This is a genomic window from Mycobacterium sp. B14F4 (genome assembly GCF_039871645.1).
GTDB lineage: Bacteria > Actinomycetota > Actinomycetes > Mycobacteriales > Mycobacteriaceae > Mycobacterium.
In genome coordinates, this window is sequence record NZ_JBDPMF010000001.1 from 514,872 (window position 1) to 536,994 (window position 22,123).

General features: G+C 70.0%; 25 protein-coding genes. 14 read left to right on the forward strand and 11 right to left on the reverse strand.

Annotation, left to right across the window (positions count from 1 at the left end; translation table 11 throughout):
• Positions 1 to 20: 20 nt before the first annotated feature.
• The 4 genes from ABGB19_RS02495 (at position 21) to ABGB19_RS02510 (ending at position 2,951) form a co-directional block, all read left to right on the forward strand.
• Positions 21 to 1,031, forward strand: a complete 1,011-nt coding sequence (locus tag ABGB19_RS02495; protein ID WP_347683634.1) for a methionine synthase — start codon at positions 21 to 23, stop codon at positions 1,029 to 1,031.
• A 259-nt stretch (positions 1,032 to 1,290) separates the two neighbouring features.
• A complete protein-coding gene (locus ABGB19_RS02500; protein ID WP_347683636.1) occupies positions 1,291 to 1,785 on the forward strand; it encodes an SRPBCC family protein in 495 nt (164 codons plus the stop codon).
• The gene (locus tag ABGB19_RS02505) at positions 1,782 to 2,135 is read left to right on the forward strand and encodes a metalloregulator ArsR/SmtB family transcription factor (RefSeq protein ID WP_347683638.1); all 354 of its coding nucleotides are present in this window, start codon (positions 1,782 to 1,784) and stop codon (positions 2,133 to 2,135) included. Before ABGB19_RS02500 ends, ABGB19_RS02505 begins: the two co-directional genes overlap by 4 nt.
• Before the next feature lie 96 nt (positions 2,136 to 2,231).
• A complete protein-coding gene (locus ABGB19_RS02510; protein WP_347683640.1) occupies positions 2,232 to 2,951 on the forward strand; it encodes a hypothetical protein in 720 nt (239 codons plus the stop codon).
• Here the strand turns inward: ABGB19_RS02510 and ABGB19_RS02515 are convergent.
• Together ABGB19_RS02515 and ABGB19_RS02520 are read right to left on the reverse strand one after the other, a co-directional pair.
• Positions 2,937 to 4,556, reverse strand: coding sequence for a 4-coumarate--CoA ligase family protein (locus ABGB19_RS02515; protein ID WP_347683642.1), 1,620 nt, complete (start codon positions 4,554 to 4,556; stop codon positions 2,937 to 2,939). The two genes, ABGB19_RS02510 and ABGB19_RS02515, sit on opposite strands and share 15 nt — an antisense overlap.
• Before the next feature lie 37 nt (positions 4,557 to 4,593).
• Complete coding sequence (locus ABGB19_RS02520) at positions 4,594 to 5,034, reverse strand: MmcQ/YjbR family DNA-binding protein (protein WP_347683644.1); 441 nt, start codon at positions 5,032 to 5,034, stop codon at positions 4,594 to 4,596.
• A gap of 61 nt (positions 5,035 to 5,095) precedes the next feature.
• On the opposite strand from ABGB19_RS02520, the gene ABGB19_RS02525 reads away from it, so the two are divergent.
• From ABGB19_RS02525 to ABGB19_RS02535, 3 genes are all read left to right on the forward strand, one after another.
• Positions 5,096 to 6,553 carry a multicopper oxidase family protein gene (locus ABGB19_RS02525; RefSeq protein WP_347683646.1) on the forward strand — a complete coding sequence of 486 codons (1,458 nt, stop codon included), beginning with the start codon at positions 5,096 to 5,098 and terminating at the stop codon, positions 6,551 to 6,553.
• Positions 6,554 to 6,645: 92 nt separating this feature from the next.
• A complete protein-coding gene (gene ligA, locus ABGB19_RS02530) occupies positions 6,646 to 8,730 on the forward strand; it encodes an NAD-dependent DNA ligase LigA (protein ID WP_347684676.1) in 2,085 nt (694 codons plus the stop codon).
• Positions 8,731 to 8,792: 62 nt separating this feature from the next.
• On the forward strand, positions 8,793 to 9,047 hold the full coding sequence (locus ABGB19_RS02535) for a hypothetical protein (RefSeq protein WP_347683648.1): 255 nt from the start codon (positions 8,793 to 8,795) through the stop codon (positions 9,045 to 9,047).
• 2 nt (positions 9,048 to 9,049) lie between these two features.
• On the opposite strand, the gene ABGB19_RS02540 is transcribed toward ABGB19_RS02535, so the two are convergent.
• The 6 genes from ABGB19_RS02540 to ABGB19_RS02565 all read right to left on the reverse strand — a co-directional run bounded on the left by ABGB19_RS02540 (position 9,050) and on the right by ABGB19_RS02565 (position 13,390).
• Entirely contained in the window at positions 9,050 to 10,630 is a 1,581-nt protein-coding gene (locus tag ABGB19_RS02540) for a polyamine aminopropyltransferase (protein ID WP_347683652.1), read from the reverse strand.
• On the reverse strand, positions 10,627 to 11,085 hold the full coding sequence (locus tag ABGB19_RS02545) for a DUF350 domain-containing protein (protein WP_347683654.1): 459 nt from the start codon (positions 11,083 to 11,085) through the stop codon (positions 10,627 to 10,629). The genes ABGB19_RS02540 and ABGB19_RS02545 overlap by 4 nt, the downstream gene beginning before the upstream one ends.
• A gap of 26 nt (positions 11,086 to 11,111) precedes the next feature.
• Positions 11,112 to 11,543: a DUF4247 domain-containing protein gene (locus ABGB19_RS02550; protein WP_347684678.1), complete on the reverse strand. Its 432-nt coding sequence runs from the start codon at positions 11,541 to 11,543 to the stop codon at positions 11,112 to 11,114.
• The gene (locus ABGB19_RS02555) at positions 11,540 to 12,031 is read right to left on the reverse strand and encodes a DUF2617 family protein (protein ID WP_347683656.1); all 492 of its coding nucleotides are present in this window, start codon (positions 12,029 to 12,031) and stop codon (positions 11,540 to 11,542) included. Before ABGB19_RS02555 ends, ABGB19_RS02550 begins: the two co-directional genes overlap by 4 nt.
• A 1-nt stretch (position 12,032) precedes the next feature.
• Positions 12,033 to 12,653: a DUF4178 domain-containing protein gene (locus tag ABGB19_RS02560; RefSeq protein WP_347683658.1), complete on the reverse strand. Its 621-nt coding sequence runs from the start codon at positions 12,651 to 12,653 to the stop codon at positions 12,033 to 12,035.
• A 77-nt stretch (positions 12,654 to 12,730) separates the two neighbouring features.
• Positions 12,731 to 13,390 carry an amino acid-binding protein gene (locus ABGB19_RS02565; protein ID WP_347683660.1) on the reverse strand — a complete coding sequence of 220 codons (660 nt, stop codon included), beginning with the start codon at positions 13,388 to 13,390 and terminating at the stop codon, positions 12,731 to 12,733.
• A 79-nt stretch (positions 13,391 to 13,469) separates the two neighbouring features.
• Between ABGB19_RS02565 and gatC the strand changes: the two genes are divergently transcribed.
• Genes gatC through gatB form a run of 4 tightly spaced genes read left to right on the forward strand, consistent with a single transcriptional unit; the run spans position 13,470 to position 17,826 of the window.
• A complete protein-coding gene (gene gatC, locus ABGB19_RS02570; protein ID WP_347683662.1) occupies positions 13,470 to 13,769 on the forward strand; it encodes an Asp-tRNA(Asn)/Glu-tRNA(Gln) amidotransferase subunit GatC in 300 nt (99 codons plus the stop codon).
• Positions 13,766 to 15,250, forward strand: a complete 1,485-nt coding sequence (gene gatA / locus ABGB19_RS02575; RefSeq protein ID WP_347683664.1) for an Asp-tRNA(Asn)/Glu-tRNA(Gln) amidotransferase subunit GatA — start codon at positions 13,766 to 13,768, stop codon at positions 15,248 to 15,250. Before gatC ends, gatA begins: the two co-directional genes overlap by 4 nt.
• Positions 15,251 to 15,267: 17 nt before the next feature.
• Positions 15,268 to 16,299, forward strand: a complete 1,032-nt coding sequence (locus ABGB19_RS02580; protein WP_347683666.1) for an ATP-dependent 6-phosphofructokinase — start codon at positions 15,268 to 15,270, stop codon at positions 16,297 to 16,299.
• Between the two features lie 24 nt (positions 16,300 to 16,323).
• Positions 16,324 to 17,826, forward strand: coding sequence for an Asp-tRNA(Asn)/Glu-tRNA(Gln) amidotransferase subunit GatB (gene gatB, locus ABGB19_RS02585; protein WP_347683668.1), 1,503 nt, complete (start codon positions 16,324 to 16,326; stop codon positions 17,824 to 17,826).
• 8 nt (positions 17,827 to 17,834) lie between these two features.
• Here the strand turns inward: gatB and ABGB19_RS02590 are convergent, their stop codons facing one another.
• Positions 17,835 to 18,434, reverse strand: coding sequence for a TetR/AcrR family transcriptional regulator (locus ABGB19_RS02590; protein WP_347683670.1), 600 nt, complete (start codon positions 18,432 to 18,434; stop codon positions 17,835 to 17,837).
• A 101-nt stretch (positions 18,435 to 18,535) separates the two neighbouring features.
• On the opposite strand from ABGB19_RS02590, the gene ABGB19_RS02595 reads away from it, so the two are divergent.
• Together ABGB19_RS02595 and ABGB19_RS02600 are read left to right on the forward strand one after the other, a co-directional pair.
• Positions 18,536 to 19,276, forward strand: a complete 741-nt coding sequence (locus tag ABGB19_RS02595) for an SDR family oxidoreductase (RefSeq protein ID WP_347683672.1) — start codon at positions 18,536 to 18,538, stop codon at positions 19,274 to 19,276.
• Positions 19,277 to 19,278: 2 nt separating this feature from the next.
• Complete coding sequence (locus ABGB19_RS02600) at positions 19,279 to 19,596, forward strand: SMR family transporter (protein WP_347683674.1); 318 nt, start codon at positions 19,279 to 19,281, stop codon at positions 19,594 to 19,596.
• 20 nt (positions 19,597 to 19,616) lie between these two features.
• Here ABGB19_RS02600 and ABGB19_RS02605 read toward each other — a convergent pair whose 3' ends face one another.
• The gene (locus ABGB19_RS02605; protein ID WP_347683676.1) at positions 19,617 to 20,738 is read right to left on the reverse strand and encodes a PQQ-dependent sugar dehydrogenase; all 1,122 of its coding nucleotides are present in this window, start codon (positions 20,736 to 20,738) and stop codon (positions 19,617 to 19,619) included.
• Positions 20,739 to 20,832: 94 nt separating this feature from the next.
• Between ABGB19_RS02605 and ABGB19_RS02610 the strand changes: the two genes are divergently transcribed.
• Positions 20,833 to 21,660 (forward strand): DoxX family protein, encoded by an 828-nt coding sequence (locus ABGB19_RS02610; protein WP_347683678.1) that lies wholly within the window; start codon positions 20,833 to 20,835, stop codon positions 21,658 to 21,660.
• Here ABGB19_RS02610 and ABGB19_RS02615 read toward each other — a convergent pair.
• Positions 21,657 to 22,067, reverse strand: a complete 411-nt coding sequence (locus ABGB19_RS02615; protein WP_347683680.1) for a PH domain-containing protein — start codon at positions 22,065 to 22,067, stop codon at positions 21,657 to 21,659. The genes ABGB19_RS02610 and ABGB19_RS02615 overlap by 4 nt on opposite strands.
• Positions 22,068 to 22,123 lie beyond the last annotated feature (56 nt).

The window sequence follows — 22,123 nt, forward strand, 5'->3', positions numbered from 1 at the left end:
GATCGAATACTGTCGGCCGAGTGAGTGTTTTCGCCGCAGCGACCGGCATCGGGTCGTGGCCGGGCACGTCGGCGCGCGAGGGCGCCGAGGTGGTCGTCGGTGAACTGCACACCCTGCCGCATCTGGTGGAGTTGCCTTCCCGCGGTGTGGGTGCCGACATGATCGGGCGCGCCGGGGCCCTGCTGGTCGACATCGCCATCGACACCGTGCCCCGCGGTTACCGCATCGCGGCGGGCCGCAGTGCGGCGACCCGCCGGGCGGCGAGCCTGCTGAGCGAGGATCTCGATGCGCTGGAGGAGGCGTGGGAGAAGGCCGGTCTGCGCGGCACCGGCCGCACGGTCAAAGTCCAGTCGCCCGGGCCGGTCACGTTGGCGGCGCAACTGGAGTTGGCCAACGGCCACCGGGCGATCACCGATCCCGGCGCGGTGCGCGACGTGGCCTCCTCCCTGGCCGAGGGGATGGCGCAGCACCGCGCGGAGGTGGCCCGGCGGCTGGACACCGCCGTGGTGGTGCAGTTCGACGAACCGCTGCTGCCCGCCGCGCTGGACGGCCGCCTCACCGGGGTCACCAGCCTCACGCCGGTGCACCCGGTCGACGAGTCGGTGGCCATGGGCCTGCTCGACGATTGTGTCGCCACGGTGGGCACCGAGGCGGTGATGCACAGCTGCGCCTCGGCGCTGCCGTGGAAAGCGTTGCGGAGCAGTGCGATACATGCAGTGTCGGTCGACGCTTCGACGCTTGTCGCCGAGGACCTCGACGGCGTCGGGGAGTTCGTCGAGAGCGGCCGCACCGTGCTGCTCGGCGTGGTGCCGTCGGTCGCTCCCGCCGCCAGTCCCTCGTCGGACGAGCTCGCGAGGGCGGCGGTCGCGATCACCGACCGGCTCGGCTTCGCCCGCAAGCTCCTGGCCGAGCGCATCGGCATCACCCCGACCTGCGGGCTGGCGCCGGCCACCTCCCAATGGGCACGCACCGCCGTCGAGTTGGCGCAGAAGGCCGCCGACGTCCTCGCCGAGGACCCCGACGCGATCTAGTCGTACCGAAGTAGTCGATTACGCACGTGCGCCGTCGCTTCGAGGCGCATACTCAGCACAGGGGAGCGGGAGGAGGCGGTCGGCGATGCCCGCCGACGTCGCCCCGGGAGCCCACTTCACCGAGTTCTGCGCCGTGGCTGTGGCCGGCGCCCGATCACGACCCTCATGCAGAAATCGGCGCCGAGGATAGAAAGCGCAACCAAAAGGTTGCGTCTAACCGCATGGGCGACTACCGTGAGGTGCAACCAGGAGGTTGCATATGAGTTCGGATCGGATCGAGAAGGAAGTCACGCTGAAGGCCCCGCTGACCCGCGTCTGGCGGGCGATCAGCGATGCCGACGAGTTCGGCCAGTGGTTCGGGGTGCGCTTCGACGGGCCGTTCGTCGCGGGCACCGCGGTCACCGGCGTCATGACCCCGACGGCCGTCGACGCCGACTTAGCCAAGGCCCAGGCGCCCTATGCGGGTCAGGCCGATACCTGGCACATCGTCGCGGTCGAACCGCCACGACGGCTGGCGTACCGCTGGCACCCCTACGGCGTCGAGGACGGCGCCGACCCGACGAATGAACCGATGACGCTGGTGGAGTTCACGCTCGAGGAAACCCCGGACGGGGTGCTGCTGCGCATCGTCGAGTCCGGGTTCGACGCGCTGCCCGCCGCTCGACGCGCGTCCGCCTACGAGGGCAACAGCGAGGGCTGGGCAGCCCAGACCGAGCTCGTCCGCAAATACCTCGCTCTCGGCGAGAGGGTGTGAGCCCCACGACGGCGGAGGCGCCACTGTCGGCGTACTCGTCGTACTTCGACGCCCTCGGCGACCCCAATCGGCTGCGCATCGTCGTCCGGTTGTGTGACGGCGGCCCCTGTTCGACGACGGACGTCGCCGAGGTGGTGCCGGTCAGCAGGCAGGCCGCGACCAAGCACCTGAAACTGTTGGAGTCCGCGGGGCTGGTCAGCAGCCGGCGGGCCGGACGCGAACGCATCTGGCGGATGCAGCCGCGGCCGCTGGCCGATGCCAGCGAATACCTCACCGCGCTGTCGCAACGGTGGGACCGCGCCATCGACCGGTTGCGCGCCTTCGTCGAGGACGACGAAACAACAAATTGAGCGCGTTCGCTGAAGACCTCGCAGATTTGCGCCCGTGTCGTGCAACAATGCTTGGCAAATCCCCGTCGTTCGACTTCGCCACCCGGGAGAGGAACAGTGGCTCGATCCAGCCCGCGCCTCGCGGCAGGTGTCGGAGTCCTATCGGTGTTCCTGCTGCTCGGCGGTTCCGGTGCGGCGGTGGCGTTCGCCGATCCCGGCGGCTCCCGAGGGTCGGACCGGGGCAGCGCCTCCGATCGCGGAGATGACGGCCGCGGCGGTTCTCGCGGCGGCGGCAAGGACGACGACCGCCGCGGCAGCGACGGCCCGCGAAGCGCCCGCGAGGGTTCCGACGACGCCTCGAAGAGCGGTAGCAGCGACGGCCCGCGAACCCGGGTTGGGTCCGGTCGCGAGGACATCGCGCGGCTGAGCCCCGGCGCCGACGCGGACTCCGGCGGTGGATCGGGCGCCGTGTCGCCGGGAGCCACGTCGGTGTTCGAACCGCCCAAGGTGACGATCGGCAACGGTCGGGCCCCGGGCATCCAGCGCGATGATCCCGAACCTCGCTGGCGAGCGCCGTCGCCGCAACCCGCAGAGCCGCCGGCGCCCCCTCCGCCGCCGCCGCCCCCGGTGCAGGCCCCGTCGTTGGTCGACCGGATCGCCACCCCGCCGACCGTGGTGCGGCAGTTCGTCGTCGCGCCCGCTGCCGAACTCACCGAACCGCTATGGGGCGTCGCGGGTCTGCTGTTGATCCCGGCGGCCGGCGCGGCGCTCGGCTATCGCCAGGCGCGTGCGGCGCAGGCCGCCGAGCGGCAGAACCGGTTCTCAGGCCGGTCCTGACCCGCTGCGCAGATCCTTGCGCAGGATCTTGCCCGACGCCGACTTCGGCACCGCCTCGATGAACTGCACCTGGCGCACCTTCTTGTACGGCGCCACCTGGCCGGCGACGAACTCGATGACGTCGTCCTCGGTCAGCTCCGCGCCGGATTGCTTGACCACGAACGCCTTCGGCACCTCCTCGCCCTCGGCGTCCGGAACGCCGACCACCGCCGCGTCGGCGATGTCGGGATGGCTCAGCAGCACCGCCTCCAGTTCGGCGGGCGGCACCTGATAGCCCTTGTACTTGATCAGCTCCTTGAGCCGGTCGACGATGTAGACGCAGCCGTGCGCGTCGACCTGCGCGAGATCGCCGGTGTGCAGCCACCCGTCCTCGTCGATGGTCTCCTTGGTGGCCGCCTCGTTGCCGAGATAGCCGACCATCACGTTGGGGCCCTTGAACCACAGCTCACCGGTGGCGCTGAGACCCCCTGCCGGAGGATGGATCTCGTCGCCGGTTTCCGGATCGACGATCTTCGACATCGCGTTGGACACCGTCCAGCCGACGGAACTGAGCGGTGCGCTCACCTTCATGTCGTGTGCGCCGGTGTCGAACGGGGTGATGTGGCTGACGGGGCTGAGCTCGCTCATGCCGTAACCCTGGACGACGCGGCAGCCCAGTCGTTGCGCCACGGCGGCGCCGAGGTCGGCGTCCAGCGGCGCCGCACCGGACATCACGACGTTGAGCGAGGACAGGTCGTACTCGTCGATCAGCGGGTGCTTGGCCAGCGCCACGGCCACCGGCGGCGCGATGAACGCGATGGTGACCTTGTGGTTCTGGATGTGGGCCAGGAAGTCGCCGAGGTCGAAGCTTCCCATGACGACCAGCCGGGCGCGGGCGTGCAACGCGGCGTTGAGCAGCACCGTCATCCCGTAGATGTGAAAGAACGGCAGCACCGCGAGCACCGCATCCTCGGCCACCATTCCGTGCAACGGTCGGATCTGCGCGACGTTGGCCACCAGATTGCGGTGCGTGAGCATCACGCCCTTCGGGTTGCCGGTGGTTCCCGAGCTGTAGGGCAGCACCGCCAGATGCGACGACGGGGCGAAGCTCACTTCGGGTGCGGCAGGCCGAGACTGGAGAAACTCCGCGGCGTTGGGATGGCCGTCGGCGTCGACGCCTGCGCCGTCGAGCACCACCAAGGCGTCGTCGGGGAGCCCGGCGGCGGCCGCCGCCTCCTTGGCCTGGGCCAGCAGCGGGGCGACCGTCAGCAGCATCCTGGCGCCGGAGTCGGTCAGCTGCTTGGCGATGTCCTTGGCGGTGAACAACGCGTTGATGGTGGTGGCCGCCGCACCGGCGCGCAGGATGCCGTGGAACGCGACGGCGAACGCCGAGCTGTTGGGGGACAGCAGGCCGACCACATCGCCGACTCCGATACCGCGTGCGGCCAGCGCGCCCGCGAATGCGTCGACGCGGGCGATCATCTCGCGGTAGATGGTCTCCCGCCCGGACCTGGCGTCGATGAGCGCGACCCGGTCGAGGTCCTCGTCGGCGATGTCGCCGAACAGGTAGTCGTAGACGCTGGTGGACGGGATGTCGACTTCGGGGAACGGGCTCGCGAAACTCATGGCGCCTCCGATCGAATCATGCTCTGCCGCTTGCCGGTCAGACTTGGTCGAGCTGGCTGATGAGTTTCTTCGGCGCGGTCAACCGGAACGACGCGTCGACCAGTTCGCCGACCTCATCCCAATCGACATCCCAATCGACATCCCGATCGACGTCCCTGTCGCCCGTCCGGCGCGCGCCCAGATCCAGGCCCAGCCAGCCGGACGGCCCGAGATAGGCCGGGAAGAAGAAGCGAGGGTCCTTGGCGAGCGCGGCCCGGTCGCTCGCGTCGACCTTGACCACGATCGACTGCGGATACTGGAGGTAGTCGCCCTTCGCCGGTGGCCTCACGCTGCCGCCGTACATCACGAACATCTTGGTGACGAAGAACGCCGGCCTGCCGTGGGAAACCTTCTCGTAGGCCTGCGGGAACGCCAGCGCGATCTCGCGTACCCGCCCCAGCACCGGATCGTCGTCGCGGAACATGACCGGGTGTGGCATGGGGCCAGACTAGCGCGGCCAATTCGTGCCGGAAGCGGCGCGAAGGTGCCACGCTTCGATCATGATCGACCGGCGCGGGTTTCTGGTGTTGTCCGCTCTCGGCGTGGCCGCCGGGTCCGCGGGCGCCTGTTCGGCGCGCTCGGCCCAACCAGCCGCCGCAGGGGGCGCATCGGATGCCGTCGAAGTCGCGTTCAACGCCGCAGAGACCGACGTTGACCTCGGCGGTGTCGCCGTGCGGACCTGGACCTACACCGGCACCGTCCCGGCGAAGGAGATCCGGCTCCGCCGGGGCCAGACCCTGAAGGTGCCGGTGAGCAACGGGTTGCCGCAGCCGACGTCGGTGCACTGGCACGGGCTGGCGATACCGAACGCGATGGACGGGGTGCCGGTGCTGACGCAGCCGGCGATCGCGCCCGGTGACCGCTTCGACTACGAGTTCGTCGTGCCCGACGCCGGCACCTACTACCTGCATTCGCATGTCGGCACCCAGTTGGACCGCGGCATGTACGGCCCGTTGATCATCGAGGACCCCGATGACGGCGGCGATTACGACGACGAACTCGTCGTGGTCATCGACGACTGGATCGACGGCACCGGCACCACCCCCGACCAGGTGGCCGAGAACCTCAAGAAGACCGGGATGAAGCCGATGGCCGGGCCGTCGCCGCCACTGAGTCCGACGCTGCCCCTCGGCGAGGACGGTGGTGATGTCACCTACCCGTACTTCCTGATCAACGGCCGAACGACCAAGGACCCACAGGTCACCGATTGCCGTGCCGGACAACGGATTCGGCTGCGTATCATCAACGCCGGTGCCGATACGGCGTTCCGCGTCGCGGTGCCGGGCACCGAGATGACGGTCACCCACACCGACGGTTACCCGGCCGTCCCTCGCCGGACGAGCGCGGTGATCCTCGGCATGGGCGAACGGGCCGACGCGATCATCACCGTGGGGTCGTCGGTGCCGGTGGTCGCCGCCGCGGAGGGCAAGGACGGCTACGCGCAGCTGACCCTGCGGGTCGACGGGGCGCCGCCGAGGGGCGATGTCGCTCAGTTCGTCGAGACCCTGCGGACGTCAGAGGTGCTGAACACCGCGCTGCTCACCCCCGCACCGCAGGTCGTCCTTGCCCCACGCGATCCGGATGTCACGCTCGACCTGCGGCTGCAGGGTCCGATGGCGGGATACACCTGGCCGATCAACGGAAAGCTCTACGATCCGCCCAACGACGGCATCCCGCTCGCACCCGGCCAGCGGGTCCGGGTCCGCTTCATCAGCGAGTCGATGATGTTTCATCCGTTCCACCTGCACGGCCACACCTTCCAGGTGGTGCAGCCCGCCGGGCGGGCGGGCGGAACCGGCACTGCACTGGGCGCCCGCAAGGACACCGTGCTCGTCCCGCCCAACCAGACCGTCGAGATGGACTTCGACACCGACAACCCGGGTCGATGGATCATCCATTGTCATAACGACTATCACCTCGACGGTGGCATGGCCACATTCGTGGAGTACGCCGACTGAGCTGCCGCGGCACGGGCGCGGGGTGTGCTGTCGCCCTGCTCGGTTAGCCTGCGAGAGTGAGCTCCAAGGCAACCCCGGATCCCCAGGCTGCGCTGGCCGAACAGTCCGACGACGCCGCCGAGGCGGACCTGCGCCGGCGCTGGCAGGAGCTCGCCGACGAGGTTCGCGACCACCAGTTCCGCTACTACGTCCGCGATGCCCCGATCATCACCGACGCCGAGTTCGACAAGCTGCTGCGCGATCTGCAGGCCCTCGAGGACGAGCATCCCGAGCTGCGCACGCCCGACTCGCCGACGCAGTTGGTCGGCGGCGCCGGCTTCGCCACCGACTTCACGCCGGCCGAACACCTCGAGCGGATGTTGAGCCTGGACAACGCGTTCACGCCGGACGAGCTCGCCGCGTGGGCGGCCCGGCTCACCGGGGAGATCGGCCCCGAACTGGCCCGAGACGCCAACTTTCTGTGCGAGCTCAAGATCGACGGGGTGGCCCTGTCGTTGGTGTACCGCGACGGGCGGCTCGAGCGCGCCGCCACCCGCGGTGACGGACGCACCGGCGAAGACGTGACGCTCAATGCCCGCACCATCGAAGACGTACCCGAAAAGCTAGCCGAATCAAGCGAATTCGCGTTGCCGACGGTGCTCGAGGTGCGCGGCGAGGTGTTCTTCCGGCTTGCCGACTTCGAGGAGCTCAACGCCGGACTGGTCGCCGAGGGTAAGCCGCCGTTCGCCAATCCGCGCAACAGCGCCGCGGGCTCGCTGCGGCAGAAGAATCCGGCCGTCACCGCGCGGCGCAAGCTGCGGATGATCTGCCACGGCCTCGGCCGCGCCGAGGGCTTCCGGCCCAAGACGCTGCACGACGCCTACCGCGCGCTCAAGGCGTGGGGGCTGCCGGTCTCCGCGCACACCGCGCAGGTCGCGGGGCTGGACGCGGTCACCGAGCGCATCGCCTACTGGGGTGAGCATCGCCACGACGTCGAACACGAAATCGACGGCGTGGTGGTCAAAGTCGACGACGTCGCACTGCAGCGCCGCCTCGGCTCGACGTCGCGCGCGCCGCGCTGGGCGATCGCGTACAAGTACCCGCCGGAGGAGGCGCAGACCAAGCTGCTCGACATCAGGGTCAACGTCGGGCGCACCGGCCGCGTCACCCCGTTCGCGTGGATGGAACCGGTCAAGGTCGCCGGTTCGACGGTCAGCCAGGCGACCCTGCACAACGCCTCGGAGGTCAAGCGCAAGGGCGTCCTCATCGGCGACACCGTGGTGATCCGCAAGGCCGGCGACGTCATCCCCGAGGTGCTGGGTCCGGTCGTCGACCTGCGCGACGGCTCCGAACGCGAGTTCGTGATGCCGACGCACTGCCCGGAGTGTGGGACCAAGCTCGCGCCCGCGAAGGAGGGCGACGCCGACATCCGGTGCCCCAACACCCGGTCCTGCCCGGCGCAGTTGCGGGAGCGGGTTTTTCACGTCGGGGGCCGCGGCGCGTTCGACATCGAGGGCCTCGGGTACGAGGCGGCGACCGCGCTGCTGCAGGCCGGTGTCATCGCCGACGAGGGCGACCTGTTCACGCTCGGCAGCGAGGACCTGTTGCGCACCGAGCTGTTCCGGACCAAGGACGGAAACCTCTCGGCGAACGGCAAGCGGCTGCTGGTGAACCTGCACGAGGCCAAGTCCAAACCGCTGTGGCGGGTGCTGGTGGCGTTGTCGATCCGGCACGTGGGACCGACGGCGGCCCGCGCCCTGGCCACCGAGTACGGCGACCTGGACGCGGTCATGGCCGCCTCGGAGGACGAGCTGTCGGTCGTCGAAGGCGTCGGCCCGACGATCGCCGCGGCCGTGACGGAGTGGTTCACCGTCGACTGGCACCGCGCGATCGTCGACAAATGGCGCGCCGCCGGGGTGCGGATGGCCGACGAACGCGACACCAGTATCGAGCGCACGCTGGACGGGCTGTCGATCGTCGTCACCGGATCGCTGACCGGGTTCTCGCGCGACGACGCGAAGGAGGCCATCGTCGCGCGCGGCGGCAAGGCCGCCAGTTCGGTGTCGAAGAAGACCGCTTACGTGGTCGCGGGCGACTCGCCGGGCTCGAAGTACGACAAGGCCGTCGAACTGGGTGTGCCGATCCTCGACGAGGACGGCTTCGGGCGGTTGTTGGAGCGCGGGCCCGAGGGCGTCTGAGGCGCGCGTTTGTCGGTGCCATTCACCGGGCACTCGTCTGGGCGAGTGAACAAGGAGTGGTGATGACGATCTGCGATACCTGCGGCAACGACTACGACAAGGCGTTCACCGTGACGTGGCCCGACGGCCGCAGTGCGACGTTCGACAGCGTCGAGTGCGCGGCCGTGCAATTGGCGCCGGAGTGCGCTCACTGCGGTTGCCGGATCCTGGGCCACGGGATCGAAACCGAGGAGGCGATGTTCTGCTGCGCCCACTGTGCGCGCAAGGACACCAACGCCGACGTCAACGACCGGTGGCCGGTGCCTGCGGGGGGCTGACCTCAGCGGTAGCCGGAGCGCACGTCGTCGACTATGCGCGGATGGTCCAGCGTCGACGGCGGTAACGACTGCGGCCTGTTGTCGGCGCCGAACACGGTGGCCGCGTCGAGTGCTCGCTGGTCGAGGTAGCGCAACGGTGGCGCGTCGTCCGGGACCCGCGGCACCGGGGCGTCCGGGCCGCGGCGGGCCAACGCGAACCCCCAGTCGCCGAAGGTCGGGACGTGCACGTGGTAGGGCGTCACCGCGTAACCCGCCGCGCGGATGGTCGACACCGTGCGCCAGTACGCCGTCGGTGTGGAGAACGGGCTGCCTGCCTGCACAGCCACCAGGGCGTCGGGCGCCAGCACGCGGCTGAGCAGCGCGTAGAACTCGACCGAGTACAGCCGGCCCAGCACCGGGGTGTCGGGGTCGGGCAGGTCGACGACGACCGCGTCGAAGCCGCCGCGTGGCACGGCGTCGGCGGGCGCGTCGCGCAGCCACGTCATCGCGTCGTCGATGACCACGCGTACCCGTGGGTCGTCCAGTGCGCCGGCGTTGGCGTCCCGCAGCGTGGTGCGCGCCATCGCGACCACCGAGGGGTCCAGCTCCACCTGCACGATGGACCCGATACCGTTCTGGCGCAACAGTTCCCGCGCGGCCAGGCCGTCACCGCCGCCGAGGATCAGCACGGATGCGGCGCCGTCGCCGAGCGCGGGGTACACCAGGCTCTCGGTGTAGCGGTACTCGTCGCGCGTCGAGAACTGCAGTCCGCCATCGAGATACAGCCGGGTGTCGTTGCCGCGCCGGGTCACCACGATCTCCTGGTAGGCCGACCGCTCGAAGGCGATGATCGGATCGGCATAGAGCCGCTGACGGGTCGAGGTCTGGATGCCGTCGGCGCGCACCAGCAGCACGACGAGCAGCGCCAGCGCGGTCGCGAGCACCGTCAGCGACGCGGCCAGCTCACGGGTGCTGACCACCCGCCGCAGCAGGAACAGGGCGACGACGGCCGCGGCGGCCAGGTTGACGATGCCGGTCGCGGCGGCGCCGCGGATCATGCCGAGGTGCGGGAGCAGCAGGAACGGCCAGACCAGGCCGCCGACGAGCGCGCCCAGGTAGTCCGCGGCGTTGAGGTTGGCCAGCACGCGGCCGGTGTCGGTGGCGCCTGCCGTGCGGCCGCGTTGCAGCAAGGTCATCAGCAGCGGCACCTCGGCGCCGACCAGGCAGCCGATCAGCGCGGTGCCGATCGCGAGCACCCACAGCGATCCGCCGACGAACGCGAACGCGACATACAGTGCGGCAGCGGACAATCCGCCCACGATCGCCAGTGCCGTCTCGACGGCGATGAACATGATCGGTGCGCGGTGCAGGACGGGCTTGACCAGCAACGCGCCGACGCCGAGCGCAGCGACGTAGCCGGCGACGATCATCGACATCGCCACCACTCCGCCGCCGTGCAGGCTGGCCGACAGCGTCAGCAGCGCCAACTCGTAAACGATGCCGCACGCCGCACACGCCGCCACCGCCGCGAACAACACTGCCCGCCAGCGCGTCGCGGATCCGGCCAGCCGCGGTGCCGGTGCGTCGTGCTCGGTGGCCGTCATGACAGCGCGGCGGCGTTCACCCCTCCCACGGCGAGCAGCGTCACAGCGGTGGCGATGGCCGCGGGATGCAGGCGTTCTTCGGTGATGAGGTCACGGAAGCGACCCGGCACGGCCACCTCGAGCACGACCAGCGCAAGCCCCTGCAGGACGACGCCGACGAGGCCGTAGACCGCCGCGTCGACCAGGCCCTGGCCCAGTTCGCTGGAACTGGCCAGGATCGCCGAGACGACCACGATCGCGAGGGCGGCGTACATGCCCGAGGCGACGGCGACGGCGTTGGGCCGCCTCTCGACGAACACCAAATGGCGCAGGCTGCCCGGGGTGAGTACGTCGGCCAGCGCGAACCCGATCGCGAGAACGGCGACACCGACGATGAAGTAGAGGATGGCGGCGACCACGTTCTGGGCGAGGCTCTCGCCGCTGACGGTGCCGAACTCGACGACGGCCAGATACATGGAATCTCCTTCTCGTGGTGCGGGCGTCATTTCGTCCCGTCCGGACCGCCGGGGCTGCCGCCCGAGCCGCCCGCCGGAGACCCGGGTGTGAAGCCGGGACCGAGGAAGATGAAGCCGCCGGAGCTGTAGCGCTTGTTGATGTCCTCGACGCGCACGCTGCACGGTCGCGTGCCGTCGGGGCCGACGGTCACGACGTCGTCCTCGTAGCGCAGGTATTCGGTGCCGCGATCGGTCGCGCGCGCTTGGGGTGGCTGGTAGGCGGCGATCTGGTCGGCAACCGCTCGCGGCGGCCCGTCACAAGCATAGCGGGATTCGTCCGTCCCGGTGTTGTACACGCGGTAGCTGTTGGCGACGTGCGACCGAATGTCCTTGCTCTGCAGGGAGATTCCGAACAACAGGAAGGCGGCGCCGGCCACGGCGAGGCCGCCCGCGAGCCAGAACAGTCCCGCCCGGGTCACGGCCGCCACCGGCTGCTCGTGTAAACGACGGTGCCGCCGGTCGTCTCGGGGTACAGATGCCAGGTCTGCCAACGCCACCCGGCGCCGTCGGGTTCGGCGGCCAGCGCGGTTAGCGCCGCGTCGTCGCCGGGGAAGGCGCCCCCCAACCAGCGGGCCTCGTGCTCACACCGCTCCCGCAGCGCGTGTGCCAGGCCGTCGAATGTCGCCCGGCCGTGCGTCTCGCTGCGCGATTCGAGGCGGTATCCCGGAGCGTCGGCGCGGTCGGGCAACGGGGTCTCGGCGTGGGCCGTGCACGAAACCTCTTCGGAGAACGCGTCATCGACGGTGATCACATGCGAGGCGCCCAGCACGCCGAGCATCAGCGAGCCGCCGCGGGGATGGTCGAGCCGGCAGCTCGCCAGCGGGGTCGGCGCGGGCGCGTTGAGTGCCAGCCGCAGTCCCGCCCCGGACACGTCGGCCGGGGACACGGCCAGGCGATGCAACGGCAATTCAGCGGTCCTGTGTGCTGGGCGGTGGAGCGGGATAGACGGTGAGCTCGCCGGGCAGCACCGGCCTGCCCACCGATATCTCCCACGGCATGTCCGGGGCCCATCGCTCGAACCCGAGGAAGGAGGTTTCGCCGGCGTCGGCGTAGTCGACGAAGGCCATCTCGCCGCCGGCGGGCAGTCCGGTCGTGCCCTCGGTGGTGTAGGAAGCGCTGCCGCGTTCGGTCTCGCGGAACGACGCCCCGTCGACGACCAGCCCGCCGCCCGGTTGCAGCGCCAGGTCGTCGCGGCGCGCCCACATCGCCAGTTCCAGACGTCCCTCGTCCTCCTCGACGCTGAACCACAGCGGTTCGGAGCCGCCTTCGAGCAGATGCTCCCACCACACGAACGGTCCTTGCCGCAACGTCACCGAGCCACGCACGACGTAGTCGACGCCGCCGTGCGCGACGATCGCTCCGGGCCCGAGCTGGCGGGGGCCGAACTGCGGCATCGACGCGGCGAACTTCAGCGGATCTTCCCGCCCGCTGGGGGTTTTCGGTTGCTTCGGCCGCTGCAGCGCCTTGATCAACACGATGACCGCCGCGAAGAACAGGATGGCGGCGAGCAGGATCAGAACCGTGTCCACTCAGAACCCTTCCGACGGCGTGCGGGCGGTGCGGTCAAGCGGTCGTGTGCAACCGTAACAGCCCGCCGGGCGCCGGCTCAGCGCAGAATCGTCGCGACGATGCCCGCCAGATAGCCGAGCCGGGCCACCTCCGAGGGCCGGAAGTGCGGACCGCCGGGCCGGCCCAGCACGACGGCGGTGCGCGGGTCGCCGAGCGGTGCGGCCGCCAGTGTCGTGCTCATGTCCCGCCACACCCGCGGCACCCACTCGGCCTCGCCGTCGAGAGCCTCGGCGTGGTCGAGGGGCAGCCACGGCGTCTCGGCCGCCTGGGTTTCGGGGGCACCGGGGCTGCCCACGACGCGCTCGGGCCCGGACTCGGTCAGCCGCACCACCGTGGTCCAGCCGACCCGCAGCACCCGCGGCGCCTCGTCGGCGAGCACCTGCAACTTCCTGGTCTTGGCGCCGGCCGCGGCGATGTGGTCGATGAGCTCGAGCTCGCGGTGCGCCTCGAGCAGTCCCATATGCGGTCGGACGGCGTCGACGTACACGCCCTTGATCTTCTCGGCGGCGGTGATGAGCATGTCCGGCATCGCCCCGGCCGGCAGCTCGACCACCAGGTCGTCGACCGCGTATCCGGCCGAGCGCTCCACGACGTCGAGGGACAGGATGTCGGCGCCGACGGATCCCAGCGCCACGGCCAGCGAGCCGAGGCTGCCCGGTCGGTCCTCGAGCTGGACCCGCAGCAGATACGAAGGCACGCGCACACTGTTGCACAGCCGGTAACGCCCGGCATTCCGGCGACGGCCGTCTCGGGGGCGGTGACTAGGCTTGCCTGTCGTGTCGCAGATCTCCCGAGACGAGGTGGCCCACCTGGCCCGCCTCGCCCGCCTCGCCCTGACCGAGGACGAACTGGACTCCTACGCCGGCCAGCTCGATGCCATCCTCGCCCACGTCGGCCGGATCCAGGCCGTCGACGTCGCCGGGGTCAAGCCCACCGGCAATCCACTCACCGACGTCAACGTGTTCCGGCCCGACGTCGTCGAGCCGTGCCTGACCCAGGACGAGGCGCTGGACCAGGCGCCCAAGGCGGCCGAGGGCCGGTTCGCCGTGCCGCGGATCCTGGGGGAGGAGGCATGAGCGCCGACCTGATCAGGCTCGACGCCGCGACACTGGCGGACAAGATCGCCGCCGGCGAGGTGTCGTCGACTGAAGCGACCCAGGCCTGTCTGGATCAGATCGCCGAGACCGACGACCGCTATCACGCGTTCCTGCACGTGGCGGCGAATCGGGCGCTGGCCGCCGCGGCGCGGATCGACGCCGCGGTCGCCGAGGGCGAACGGCTGCCCTCGCCGCTGGCGGGTGTCCCGGTGGCGCTCAAGGACGTGTTCACCACCACCGACATGCCGACGACCTGCGGGTCGAAGATCCTCGAGGGCTGGCGCTCGCCGTACGACGCGACCGTCACGGTGCGGTTGCGCGCAGCGGGCATCCCGATCCTGGGCAAGACCAACATGGACGAGTTCGCGATGGGCAGCTCGACAGAGAACTCCGCGTACGGCCCGACGCGCAACCCGTGGGACGTCGACCGCGTGCCCGGCGGCTCGGGCGGCGGCAGCGCCGCGGCGCTGGCGGCGTTCCAGGCGCCGCTGGCCATCGGCACCGACACCGGCGGCTCGATCCGCCAGCCGGCGGCGCTGACCGCGACCGTCGGCGTCAAGCCCACCTACGGCACGGTGTCGCGCTACGGGCTGATCGCGTGCGCGTCGTCGCTGGATCAGGGTGGACCGTGTGCGCGCACGGTGCTCGACACCGCGCTGCTGCATCAGGTCATCGCCGGGCACGACCCCAAGGACTCCACGTCGGTGGATGCCGCGACGCCCGACGTCGTCGGCGCGGCGAGGGCCGGCGCCTCGGGCGACCTGAAGGGCGTGCGCATCGGCGTAGTGAAGCAGCTGCGCGGTGACGGCTACCAGTCAGGTGTGCTGGCGTCGTTCAACGCCGCCGTGGAGCAGTTGACCGCGCTGGGCGCCGATGTCAGCGAGGTCGACTGCCCGCACTTCGACCACTCGCTGGCCGCCTACTACCTGATCCTGCCGTCGGAGGTGTCGTCGAACCTGGCCCGCTTCGACGCCATGCGGTACGGCTTGCGCGTCGGCGACGACGGCACGCACAGCGCCGAAGAGGTCATGGCGCTGACCCGCGCCGCCGGATTCGGTCCGGAGGTCAAGCGCCGCATCATGATCGGCACCTACGCGCTGTCGGCGGGGTACTACGACGCCTACTACAACCAGGCGCAGAAGGTGCGCACGCTGATCGCCCGCGATCTCGACGAGGCCTATCAGAAGGTCGACGTGTTGGTCTCGCCGGCGACGCCGACGACGGCTTTCCGGTTGGGCGAGAAGCTCGACGACCCGCTGGCGATGTACCTGTTCGACCTGTGCACGCTGCCGCTCAACCTGGCGGGCCACTGCGGGATGTCCGTGCCGTCGGGGCTGTCGCCCGACGACAACCTGCCCGTCGGCCTGCAGATCATGGCGCCCGCCCTGGCCGACGACCGGCTGTACCGGGTCGGCGCCGCCTACGAGAATGCCCGAGGTCCGCTGCCAACGGCGCGCTGACGGGGGAGGATGAAGGCATGCGTATCGGAGTGCTGACCGGCGGTGGTGACTGTCCAGGACTGAACGCGGTGATCCGGGCGGTGGTTCGGACGTGCGACGTGCGCTACGGCTCGTCGGTGGTCGGGTTCCAGGACGGCTGGCGCGGTCTGCTGGAGAACCGGCGCATCCAGCTCAAAAACGACGACCGCAACGACCGGTTGCTGGCCAAAGGCGGCACCATGCTGGGCACTGCGCGGGTGCATCCGGAGAAGCTGCGCGCCGGGCTGGACCAGATCAAGCAGACGCTCGACGAGAACGGCATCGACGTGCTGATCCCGATCGGCGGCGAGGGCACGCTGACGGCGGCGCACTGGCTGTCCGAGGAGAACGTTCCGGTGGTTGGGGTGCCCAAGACCATCGACAACGACATCGACTGCACCGATGTGACATTCGGCCACGACACCGCGCTCGGCGTGGCGAGTGAGGCCATCGACCGCCTGCACAGCACCGCCGAGTCGCATCAGCGCGTGATGCTCGTCGAGGTGATGGGTCGCCACGCGGGATGGATCGCCCTCAACTCCGGGCTGGCCTCCGGCGCCCACATGACGCTGATCCCCGAGCAGCCATTCGACGTCGAAGAGGTGTGCCGGTTGATCAAACAGCGCTTCGTGCGCGGTGATTCACACTTCATCTGTGTGGTGGCCGAAGGGGCGAAACCCGCCGAGGGCTCGATGCAACTGCGCGAAGGCGGCCTCGACGAGTTCGGTCACGAGCGGTTCACCGGCGTGGCGCAGCAGCTCGCGTTCGAGGTGGAGAAGCGCATCAACAAAGAGGTGCGGGTGACGGTGCTCGGCCACGTGCAGCGCGGCGGCACACCCACCCCGTACGACCGCGTGCTGGCGACCCGGTTCGGGGTGAACGCCGCCGACGCCGCACACGCGGGGGAGTACGGGATGATGGTCTCGCTGCGCGGCCAGGAGATCGGCCGGGTCTCGCTGGCCGACGCCACCCGCCAGTTGAAGCTCGTGCCGCAGAGCCGCTACGACGACGCCGCCGAATTCTTCGGCTGACGGGGTCTCACTAGGATCGGGTGCATGACTGCTGCGACCGCCGAACTCCTCGACTACGACGACGTCGTCGCACGGTACGAGCCGGTGCTCGGCTTGGAAGTGCACGTGGAGCTGTCGACCGCGACGAAGATGTTCTGCGGCTGCGCCAACAGGTTCGGCGCCGAGCCCAACACCCAGGTGTGCCCCGTCTGCCTCGGCCTGCCGGGCTCGCTTCCGGTGCTCAACCAGACCGCCGTCGAGTCGGCGATCCGCATCGGCCTGGCGCTCAACTGCGAGATCGTGCCGTGGTGCCGCTTCGCGCGGAAGAACTACTTCTATCCCGACATGCCGAAGAACTACCAGATCAGCCAGTACGACGAGCCGATCGCGATCAACGGCTACCTCGAGGTGCCGCTCGACGACGGCTCCACCTGGCGGGTCGAGATCGAGCGCGCCCACATGGAGGAGGACACCGGCAAGCTGACCCACCTCGGCAGCGACACCGGCCGCATCCACGGCGCGACCACCTCACTGATCGACTACAACCGCTCCGGGGTCCCGCTCATCGAGATCGTCACCAAACCGATCGAAGGCGCAGGCGCGCGGGCCCCCGAGGTCGCCAGAGCCTACGTGACGGCCCTGCGAGACTTGTTGCGCGGATTGGACGTATCCGATGTGCGCATGGACCAGGGCTCGATGCGCTGCGACTCGAACGTCTCGCTGAAACCGATCGGGCAGAGGGAGTTCGGCACCCGCACCGAGACCAAGAACGTCAACTCGCTCAAGAGCGTCGAGGTCGCGGTCCGCTACGAGATGCGCCGTCAGGCAGCGATTCTCGAATCGGGTGGCCGGATCATCCAGGAAACCAGGCACTTCCACGAGGACGGCCACACCTCACCCGGCCGCAGCAAGGAGACCGCCGAGGACTACCGGTACTTCCCGGAGCCCGACCTCGAGCCGGTCGCACCCAGCGCGGAACTGGTCGAGCGGCTGCGCCAGACGATCCCCGAGCTGCCGTGGGTGTTGCGCAAGCGAATTCAGGACGTCTGGGGCATCTCCGATGAGGTGATGCGCGACTTGATCAACGCCGGCGCCGTCGAGTTGGTCGCAGCCACCGTCGATGCCGGCGCCTCCAGCGAGTCCGCGCGGGCCTGGTGGGGAAACTTCCTGGTGCAGAAGGCCAATGAAAGTGGAGTCGAGCTCGACGCGCTGCCGATCACCCCTGCCCAGGTGGCCGCGGTGGTCAAGCTCGTCGACGACGGCAAGCTGTCCAACAAGCTGGCCCGTCAGGTCGTCGAGGGTGTGCTGGCCGGCGAAGGCGAGCCCGAGCAGGTCATGAAGGACCGCGGCATCGAGGTCGTGCGCGACGACTCCGCACTGCAGTCTGCGGTCGACGAGGCGCTGGCCGCCAACCCGGACGTCGTCGAGAAGATCCGCGGCGGCAAGGTGCAGGCCGCGGGCGCGATTGTCGGCGCGGTGATGAAGGCGACGAAGGGCCAGGCCGATGCGGCAAGGGTGCGCGAGCTGGTGCTCGCCGCCTGCAGCTGAAAAAAACTTCAGGTTTCGACCAGGCTCGTCCACCCCGCGATCGCGGCCTCGGCGATGGCCGACAGCTTCGCCCTGTCCGCACCGTCACGGGCCTGGATCGCCATCCCGTGGTTGACGGTGTTGTAGAACGCCGCGATCGCCGCGGCGTCGGCACCGGCGGGCACGTCGCCGTCGGCGATGCCACGCGCGATGCGGTCGGCGAAGTCCTTCTCCAGCGCCATCCGCCAGTCGGCGAGGTGGTCGTGCACGGTCTGGCTGCGGTCGGTACATGCCGACAGGACGATCATGCAGCCCGGCGGCTGTCCCGGCTCGGTGTAGGCGATCACGTTGTGGCGCAACACTTCCGCGATGGCGTCGCGCGCCGTCGGCAGTTCGCGTAGCGCGGTGGCCGCGGCGGCTCCCTCGGTGTCGTTGTAGTGCGCGACCGCTTCGCGGAACAACTGCTCCTTGGACCCGAATGCCGCGTAGAGGCTAGGCGAGTTGATGCCCATCGCCGCGGTCAGGTCGCTGATCGACGTGCCCTCGTAGCCGTGGTCCCAGAACACCTCCATCGCTCGCCGCAGGGCGGTGCCGCGGTCGAAGGCGCGGGGTCGTCCGCGTGTCGCCATGCCGCGCCTCCTTTTCTGTAACGAACGACAAGAAAACCGTTGACAAGTCTATCCCGCACAGTTATTTATGTATCGAACGACACAAAAAACGGGAGGCGGAGATGGCGGAACTCAGCAGCGCGGTGGCTCTGGTGACCGGCGGCAGCCGGGGGATCGGGGCGGCGATCGCCGAGCGACTGGCCGAACTCGGCGCCGACGTGGCGCTGACCTACGCGCGGTCCAAGGACCGCGCCGACGAGGTGGCGGACCGGATCGCCGCACGGGGCAGGCGTGTCCTGGCCGTCAGGGCCGACAGCGCGGCCGCAGACGACGTGGTCGCGGCCGTCGAGGCGACCGTCGCCGAGTTCGGCCGCCTCGACATCCTCGTCAACAACGCCGGCGTCTTCCCCTTCGGTCCCATCGAGGACGTGCCGCTCGAGCAGATCGACCGCACGCTGGGCATCCACCCTCGGGCGGCGTACCTGGCCAGCCAGGCGGCGGTTCGGCACATGGCGCCCGGTGGCCGGATCGTCAGCATCGGAAGCAACCTCGCCGAACGTGTGCCGTACCCCGGGGTGACGCTGTACGCGATGAGCAAGGCCGCGCTCATCGGTTTCACCAAGGGGCTCGCGCGCGATCTCGGCGAGCGCGGGATCACCGTCAACCTCGTGCAACCGGGCAGCACCGACACCGACATGAATCCCGCCGACGCGCCCGACGCCGACGACCAGCGGGCGCTCAGCGCGCTGGGTCGCTTCGCCGAAGCCCGCGAGGTCGCCGACGCCGTCGCCTTCCTGGCGGGATCCGGCGCCACGAACATCACCGGCGCGGTGCTCACCGTCGACGGCGGATCGAACGCCTGACGATGGCGTGGCTGATACTCGTCGTCGCGGGGTTGCTCGAGATCGTCTGGGCCATCGCGCTCAAACAGTCCGAAGGTTTCAGCCGGCCGGGGCCCAGCGTCGTCGGTGTCGGCGCCGCGGTGCTCAGCTTTTTCCTGCTCACCGTGGCGCTGCGACAGTTGCCCGCCGGCACCGGCTATGCGGTCTGGGTCGGCATCGGCGCGGTCGGCGTGGCGATCGCAGGCATCATCCTGCTCGGCGAGGCGGTCAGCGTGGCGCGGGTGGTGTTCCTGGCGGTGATCATCGCCGGCATCGTCGGGCTGCGGATCGTGGAGGGCTGAACCCTCTGTCGCGCAACGTCTTACGTGTTGTCGGCGTTGCTGCGCGGGAATCCGCCGCCCTGCGGGAACAGCGGGAACACGACATCGTCGAGCCGCTCGGCGTCGCCCGTCGTCTTGTTCACCGTCGCGCCCCACACGTTGCCGTCCGGCGACAGCGACAGCGCCCACGCATGGCCGTGCTGGTCCTGGCGCACCACCTCGGGGTCACCGGTGACCGCACCGGTGTCGGGGGCCAGGCGCACCGCCACGGTCTGCTTGGTTTCGACGAGGTTGACCAGCACGGTGCCGTCCAACGCCGCGCAGCCCGCGACACCGGGACGGTCCGGCCAGGTCCACACCGTTGAGGTCTTCGAATCCTTGGTGATGCGCTGCAACCGGTCGCCGGTCGGGGTCCGGTCGGTGACGTACAGCGAGCCGTCGGAGGAGTCGATGCACATGCCGCCCGCGGCGCCCAGGCCGGACAGCGCGGTGGTCGTCGGCGCCTGGTCGACGGTCGTGGGCTGCTCGATGCGCAGCAGCTTGCCCGCCAGCGAACCGGGGTTGCCGGCATCCGCGGGGTTGCCCGCATCGCCGGTCTGCGCCACCAGCGTGGTGGGGCTCGTGAAGATCAGTGCGCCCATGTTGCCGCCGCCGCCCTTCGGGATACCGGTGAGGATCGGCTTGGGGATGTCGCCGTCGGCGATGCGGATCACTCGGTTGTCGGTCGGCGTGCTGACGTAGGCGTACATCAGCCGGTCCTGCTGATAGGTCGGCGAGAGGACGATGTCCATCAGGCCGCCGTCACCGGAGCCGTCGACCGGGATCGAGGTCTTGACTTTGGGCTCGGCGCGGACCGAGACCTCCTTGACAGCACCGGTGGTCCGCTCGGCGACCAGCGCGGACTGGCTGTCCGGCAGCATGATCAGGCCGCTGGTGCTCTCCAGGCAGCCCTGCATGACCCCGGGCGCGGGGCACTCCTTGGGGAACGGCGTCGGCGGCAGCGGCGGCGGGGGAGGCGGTGTGGACGGTGGTGGCGGCGCGAGCTCCGGCTCGGTGGTGAACGGCTGGGACTGCGCGTCGTCAAATCGTGCACACCCCGAGCCCACGAGCAACGCCGCGCACAACACGGCGAACGCACCCCGCATCGGCCGGCGCAGTCTCATGCGAGCCAGGTTACGGATCATTCGGCGATATGCGCCACGCACACCCGCCGCGCCAATCCGCGACTCGCGGGTGACTAGCACTTACGCTGGCTTCGTGACCAGTCACCATGACCCACGCGCCTGGCAGCGGCCCGACGACGCGACTGGGCGGCCGGTGTCGGCGAGCCTGGTCGACCCCGAAGACGATCTGCCGTCCGCGCACTACGCGGGCGACTTCGAGACCACCGCGATCCCGCACTACGACGCGAACGGTGCCGCACCCGCCAACCAGGGGTTCGGGCTGCTCGACGATCCCGAGCCGTTGCCGTACGTGCAGCCGGGCGGGCGGCACTCGCTGGCCGGGTATTCGACCGAACCGACGGAGATCGAGCCCGAGCAACCGACCCGCGGTGGCGACAAGCGGGGCACGCTCGACCTCGGCCTGCTGCTGCTGCGCGTCGCCATCGGGGCGCTGTTCATCGGGCACGGGCTGCAGAAGGCCTTCGGGCTGTGGGGCGGTCCCGGCCTGGGCGGCTGGGAAGCCAGCCTCGCCGACATGGGTTTCCGCTACGCCGACATCCTGACCTACGTCGCGACCTTCGGTCAGATCGCCGCGGGCGTGCTGCTGGTGCTGGGCCTGTTCACCCCGGTGGCGGCCGCCGGGGCGCTGGCCTACCTGACGACGGGTGTGCTGGCCGAGGCCATGGCCGCGCACGAGGCGGCGCGGCTGTCGGACTTCCTCACCGATGGCCATCAGTACCAGGTGTTCGTCGTGGGCGCCGTCGCCGCGCTCATCCTGACCGGTCCCGGCCGATACGGGTTCGACGCCGGCCGCGGGTGGGCGCGGCGTCCCTTCGTCGGTTCGTTCGTGGCGCTGCTGGTCGGCGCGGGCGCGGGGATCGCGATCTGGGTGCTGCTCAACGGCGGCAACCCGTTCGCCTAATCGTCTCGGGAGTCTCGGGAATACGGGTTGGGCACCCGGCCGCCGCTGGCCTCGGTCAGCAGCGGCAGCGTCGCGAACGTCACGGCGGGCAACCGGAGATCCCGGCCGTCCCTGAGATGGGCGTAGGCCGACGAGCCCTTGCCGAACCGCAGCCCGGCGACGTCGTCCCACCTGACCGTCTCGCTGCCGAGCAGGGACCGCGCGGTGACCGTCTCCGAGTCGGCCACGGTCCGGTTGCGCACGATGTAGACCGAAAGGCCGATCGGGACGACGAGCAGCAGCGCGACCCACGCCGGGCCGGCGAGTACCAGGGCGAGCAGGCCGAGCGTCAGGAACCCGACCGCGAAATGGGCCATCGGCGAGATCTTGATGACGACGTGGTCGGGATCGGAGCTCACCTGAGTCATCTTCGCACCCTGCCGGCCGGGCTCGGCCAGGCGGGGAATTTGACCTGTGACCAGTG

Coding starts and splice junctions, on each gene's coding strand:
- ABGB19_RS02500 (WP_347683636.1), top strand. CDS start 1,291: ATGAGTTCGGATCGGATCGAGAAGGAAGTCACGCTGAAGGCCCCGCTG.
- ABGB19_RS02515 (WP_347683642.1), bottom strand. CDS start 4,556: ATGAGTTTCGCGAGCCCGTTCCCCGAAGTCGACATCCCGTCCACCAGC.
- ABGB19_RS02520 (WP_347683644.1), bottom strand. CDS start 5,034: ATGCCACACCCGGTCATGTTCCGCGACGACGATCCGGTGCTGGGGCGG.
- ABGB19_RS02525 (WP_347683646.1), top strand. CDS start 5,096: ATGATCGACCGGCGCGGGTTTCTGGTGTTGTCCGCTCTCGGCGTGGCC.
- ABGB19_RS02535 (WP_347683648.1), top strand. CDS start 8,793: ATGACGATCTGCGATACCTGCGGCAACGACTACGACAAGGCGTTCACC.
- ABGB19_RS02540 (WP_347683652.1), bottom strand. CDS start 10,630: ATGACGGCCACCGAGCACGACGCACCGGCACCGCGGCTGGCCGGATCC.
- ABGB19_RS02545 (WP_347683654.1), bottom strand. CDS start 11,085: ATGTATCTGGCCGTCGTCGAGTTCGGCACCGTCAGCGGCGAGAGCCTC.
- gatA (WP_347683664.1), top strand. CDS start 13,766: ATGAGCGCCGACCTGATCAGGCTCGACGCCGCGACACTGGCGGACAAG.
- ABGB19_RS02580 (WP_347683666.1), top strand. CDS start 15,268: ATGCGTATCGGAGTGCTGACCGGCGGTGGTGACTGTCCAGGACTGAAC.
- gatB (WP_347683668.1), top strand. CDS start 16,324: ATGACTGCTGCGACCGCCGAACTCCTCGACTACGACGACGTCGTCGCA.
- ABGB19_RS02590 (WP_347683670.1), bottom strand. CDS start 18,434: ATGGCGACACGCGGACGACCCCGCGCCTTCGACCGCGGCACCGCCCTG.
- ABGB19_RS02595 (WP_347683672.1), top strand. CDS start 18,536: ATGGCGGAACTCAGCAGCGCGGTGGCTCTGGTGACCGGCGGCAGCCGG.
- ABGB19_RS02600 (WP_347683674.1), top strand. CDS start 19,279: ATGGCGTGGCTGATACTCGTCGTCGCGGGGTTGCTCGAGATCGTCTGG.
- ABGB19_RS02605 (WP_347683676.1), bottom strand. CDS start 20,738: ATGAGACTGCGCCGGCCGATGCGGGGTGCGTTCGCCGTGTTGTGCGCG.
- ABGB19_RS02615 (WP_347683680.1), bottom strand. CDS start 22,067: ATGACTCAGGTGAGCTCCGATCCCGACCACGTCGTCATCAAGATCTCG.